Genomic DNA, 4,699 nt, shown 5'->3' with positions numbered 1-4,699 from the left:
GCCGCCAGTCGCAGGCGCGAGGTCTGCCAGTTGCCGAGGGCACGGATGTGCTGGTCCTCGGCGCTGGCGTAGGCGGTCAGGGCGTTGAGCAGCTCGATCATGCTGCCGACCCCTGAGCGGTAGCGGCCCTGCACCACCTCCAGGCTTTGCCGCGACTGTTCGACCAGTTCGCGGGTGCGCGCCAGGCTGCGGGTCTCGACGCTGAGCGACTGGTAGTTGCTCCACACCTCCAGCGAAACCTGCTGCTCGGTGTCGGCCAGCTCCGCTTCGCTGGCTTCGCGGCGGGCCAGGGCGTTGCGGACCTGGTAGGTGCGTTCGAAGCCTTCGAACAACGGGATGTTCAGTTGCAGGCCGATGCTGCGGTCGCGTTCGCGGGTATCGCCGTTGAACGCCATCGCCTGGTCGCTATGGCTGCGTGCCAGGTTGGCGCTCAGCGCCAGGCTCGGCCGGCCGGCGGCGCGGCTTTCCTCCACCGAGGCGGCGGCGGCTTTCAGCCGCGCCTGGGCGGCGAGCAGCGCCGGATGCTCGCGGCGGGCTTCGGCGAGCATCTCGTCGATGGCCTTGACGAAGCCGGTGTCGGGTTGCGCCTCCAGCTCGCCGGAGAGGCGCAGCGGGGTATCCGGCGCCAGGCCCATGCGCAGGGCGATGACGCCGAGGGCGTTGCTCAGGGCGCCTTCGTCGCGGACCTGGGCGAGGCTCGCCTGGGACAGCGCGGTCTGTGCCTGCAGGCGATCGGAAAGGGCGGCGGCGCCGGCCCGGTACTTGGCGTCGGCGGCTTCCAGGTTCTGCGCCGCCAGCTCCGCGACCTGCCGCGAGGCGGCCAGGCTGCGCTGGGCGGCGAGGGCGTCGTAGTAGGCCTGGGCGGCGAGGGCGAAGGTGTTCTGCAGGGTCGCGTCCTGGCTGGCGTTGGCCGCCAGCAGCAACTGCTGGGCGTTGCGCAGGGCGGCGCTGCGGCGGCCGAAGTCGAACAGGACCCAGCTCAATTGGAGGCTGGCGCCGCGCCGGTGGCGATGGCCGTCGCCGGAGAGGTAGGGGGCATCGCGATAATCCATGTCGCTGTAGCCGCGACTGGCGTCGAGACGGCCGTCCAGGCGCGGCAGGTAGGCGGACTTGCCGATCCCGACCTGGGCCGCTTGGGCCTTGGCATTGGCCCAGGCGAGGCGGGTCTGCGGGTCGTGGCAGAGGATCCGCTCGATGGCTTCCTCCAGGCTCAGCTCGGTCGGTGGCGGCCCGCCGCGGCAGGGCAAACCGCTGCCGCCGAGGTCGTAGACCGCCTGGCCGGCGACCTGGCCGGCGGTGCCGAACACGTCCGGCTCGTAGGCGGCGGCGCCGGGAACCAGGCCGAGCAGGCCGCACAACAGGCCGGCGAGGGCACGCATCAGGCCTGCTCCCGCGCCGCGGCGGCCTGGCGTTCGGCCAGGCACGCGGTGCTTTCGTCGAGGCTTACCTTGCCCTGGCCGAGGACTATCACGCGGTCCGCCGAGGCGATGGTCTCGGGCCGATGGGCGACCATGATGCGGGTGATGCGCAGCGCGCGAATGGCGGCGTTGACCCGCTGTTCGCAGTGTACGTCGAGGTGGCTGGTGGCTTCGTCGAGGAACAGGATGCGCGGCTTCTTGTACAGCGCCCGGGCCAGCATCACCCGCTGCTTCTGGCCGCCGGAGAGCACCGTGCCCATGTCGCCGACCAGGGTGTTGTAGCCCATCGGCATGGCCTGGATGTCATCGTGGATGGCAGCCATCTGCGCGCACTGCAGCAGCCAGGGCATGTCCGGCTGCGGGTCGAAGAAACTGATGTTGTCGCTGAGCGAACCGGCGAACAGCACGTCGTCCTGCAGCACCGTACCGACCAGTTCGCGCAGGCCGTCCAGGCCCAGTTGCGCAAGGTCCAGGCCGGCCATGCGGATCTGTCCCTCCACTGGCGGGAGGATGCCCAGCAGGACGTTGAACAGAGTGCTCTTGCCGCAGCCCGAGGGGCCGACGATGGCCACCGACTCGCCGCCGGCGATGCGCAGGTCGAGGCCGTCGAGGACCCAGGGCTCCTGTTCCGCGTAGCGGTAGCGCAAGCCCTGGATCTCGATGCTCGCCTCGCGCTCGCGGAGGTTCTCCGGGAGGATGTCGCCGTGGCTGACCTCCGGGGCCTGGAGCACGATGTCGGCCAGGCGCTCGCCCTGCAACTGGAGCATGCGCAGCTCGAAGAACTTGTCGATCAGGCTGCCGACGCGGCTGTCGAACTGCGACTTGTAGGCGTTGAAGGCCATCAGGATGCCGACGCTGAACTGGCCGTCCATCACCATGGTCGCGCCGAGCCAGATCACCAGCAGGTTCTCCACGCCGAACAGCAGGCCGTTGAGCTGCTGGTAGAACAGTTGCAGCTTCTGCGTACGCAGGCCGGCGTTGATCTGTTCCACCAGCAGGCCGAGCCATACCGAGCGGCGCTCGTCCTGGCGCTGGAACAGCTTCAGCGGGCGGATGCCGCGCACCGTCTCGAGGAAGTGGCTCTGCTGCCGCGCGGCGTGGACGATCTGCTCCTCGGTGGCGTTGCGCAACGGCCGGTACCAGATCCAGCGGCCGAGGGCGTAGAGGCTCATGGCGGCGATGGCGATGGCCGCCAGCGGCGGACTGTAGAGCAGCATCATGCCGAGGGTGGCGACGGTCATCAGGCCGTCCAGCACCGCCGAGAGGAAGGCCGCGGTGAGGGTCTGCTGGATGCTGTTCACCGCGCCGAAGCGCGACACCACGTCGCCCAGGTGGCGCTTCTCGAAATACTGCGCGGGCAGCCGCAGCAGGTGGCTGAAGACGTTGGCCTGCCACTGCACGCCGAGCAGGGTGCTCATGTGCATCATCACCCAGGCGCGCACCCCGCTGACCGCCTGCTGCATCAGCAGCAACAGGCCGAAGCCGATGGCCAGGGTGCTGAGCAGGTCACGGTCTTCGCTGACGATGACGTTGTCGATGGTCCATTGCAGGAAGAACGGACTGATCAGCGAGAACACTTCCAGCGCGCCGGCGAGCAGCAGCACCTGGGCCAGCGAGCGGTACAGCCCGGTGACCTTGCCGAGCATGCCCAGCAGCTTGATCCGCGGCGGCGCCTCCTGTTTCTCGAAGCCGCTCTCCGGCCAGAGTTCCAGGGCTACCCCGGTGAAGCTCCGCGAGACTTCCTCCAGGCCCAGCCGGCGCTGGCCGTGGGCGGGGTCGTGGAGCACCGCGCCGCGCCCGTCGACCGCCTTGAGCACGACGAAGTGGTTGAAGTTCCAGTGCAGCACGCAGGGCAGCTTGAGCTTGCCGAGGTCGCCGAGGTCGAGCTTCACCGCGCGGGTGCCCAGGCCGAGGCGGTGGGCGGTCTGGATCAGTTGCTTGAGGGAGATGCCCTTGAGCGATACGGAGAAGCGCCGGCGCAGTTCCATCAGGCCGGTATGGTGGCCGTGGTAGCCGGCGATCATCGCCAGGCAGGCCAGGCCGCATTCGGTGGCTTCGGTCTGCAGCACCAGCGGCAGGCGGCGGCCCAGGCGCAGGGCGAGAGCGTCGAGAAAGGCCATGGGTCGTTCCTAGAGTTTGCCGGTCAGGCTGTAGAGCGGTTCCAGCACCCATTCGTAGAGGCGCCGGGTGTCCTGGAGGATGTCGGCGTCCAGCAGCATGCCGCTCTGCAGCGGACGCGGCTGGCCGTAGGCGGTCACCGCCTGGTCGTCGAGGGTTACCCGCAGCCGGTACAGCTGCTCGCCATCCTGGCCGAGCCCCGGTACGCCGCCGACCATGCTGGAAAGCTCGGCATAGGAGACGCTGGCGCGGGAGATCGACTGCACCTTGCCGTGGTACTGGCCGAACTTCTGGTACGGATAGGCCTGGTAGCGGATCAGCACCGCGTCGCCCGGCCGGATGAAACCGATGGACTTGCTCGGCGCGTAGAGTTCGGCCTGCAACGGGGTGTCGGCGGGAACGATGCTCAGCAGCGGACGCGAGCTGTCGACGGTCTGCCCGGCTTCGGCGAGCACGGCGGTGGCGATGCCGCTCTCCGGCGCGGTGACCAGCAAGGTGCGCTTGGCTTCGCTTTCGGCCAGGTCCTGCTCCACCGTGCTGAGCTGGCGGCGGGTTTCCGCGAGCTGGTTGGCCTGGCGCGCGGAAAGCCCGGCGAGTTCGTTGCGGCGCTCGGTCAACTGCTGCCGCAGCGACGTGCGTTCGCGCTCCAGGCCTTGCAGGGTCTGGCGCTGGCCGAGCAGCTCGGCCTGGCGCTGCTGCAACTGGTCCATGGAGATGTAGCCCTTGTCCATCAGCCCCTGGTAGCGCGCGGCGGCGTCGCTGGCCAGCGCCAGCAGGCGTTGCTGGCTGTCGGTTTGGGCGGCGAGGGTGGTCAGTTCGCGCTGCAGGCTGGCGACCTTGCTGGTCAGGCTGTCGCGCTCGTCGTCTTGCAGGCGGCGAAGCTTTTCCAGTTCGTCGCGCAGGGAGTCGCGGCGTTGTTCCAGGCGCCTGCTGATACCGGCCTGCACCGGGCCGGCATCGCTGCCGTAGCGTTCGCTGGAAAGCACCATCAGGCGCTCGCCACGTCGTACCGCCTGGCCTTCCTGGACGAACTTGCGCAGCACGATGCCGGCCTGCGGCGCGTGCACCTTGACCTGGCCGCTGGCGGGAACCAATTGGCCGCTGACGGTGCTGCGCTTGGTGTAGCTGCCGAACAGGAAGAAGCCCACCACCAGCAGCGCCAT

3 protein-coding genes are annotated in these 4,699 nt (G+C 69.2%); all 3 read right to left on the bottom strand.

What is annotated here, in order from left to right:
• Window positions 1–1,379 (bottom strand): TolC family protein (locus tag HMPREF2914_RS10070; RefSeq protein ID WP_070702817.1); only part of this gene is annotated, 1,379 nt, incomplete at its 3' end.
• Entirely contained in the window at window positions 1,379–3,538 is a 2,160-nt protein-coding gene (locus HMPREF2914_RS10065; RefSeq protein ID WP_003111249.1) for a peptidase domain-containing ABC transporter, read from the bottom strand. The genes HMPREF2914_RS10065 and HMPREF2914_RS10070, both read right to left, overlap by 1 nt.
• 9 nt (window positions 3,539–3,547) lie before the next feature.
• Window positions 3,548–4,699, bottom strand: a 1,152-nt coding sequence (locus HMPREF2914_RS10060; RefSeq protein ID WP_216663947.1) for an HlyD family secretion protein, incomplete at its 5' end; no start/stop codon positions are given.

This window comes from Pseudomonas sp. HMSC067G02 (assembly GCF_001813485.1).
GTDB classification, from domain to species: domain Bacteria; phylum Pseudomonadota; class Gammaproteobacteria; order Pseudomonadales; family Pseudomonadaceae; genus Pseudomonas; species Pseudomonas aeruginosa.
This window is presented reverse-complemented; position numbering and strand designations above follow the sequence as displayed.

Excerpts from the sequence above, each read along its gene's own strand:
- HMPREF2914_RS10065 (WP_003111249.1), bottom strand. The coding sequence starts at position 3,538 with ATGGCCTTTCTCGACGCTCTCGCCCTGCGCCTGGGCCGCCGCCTGCCG.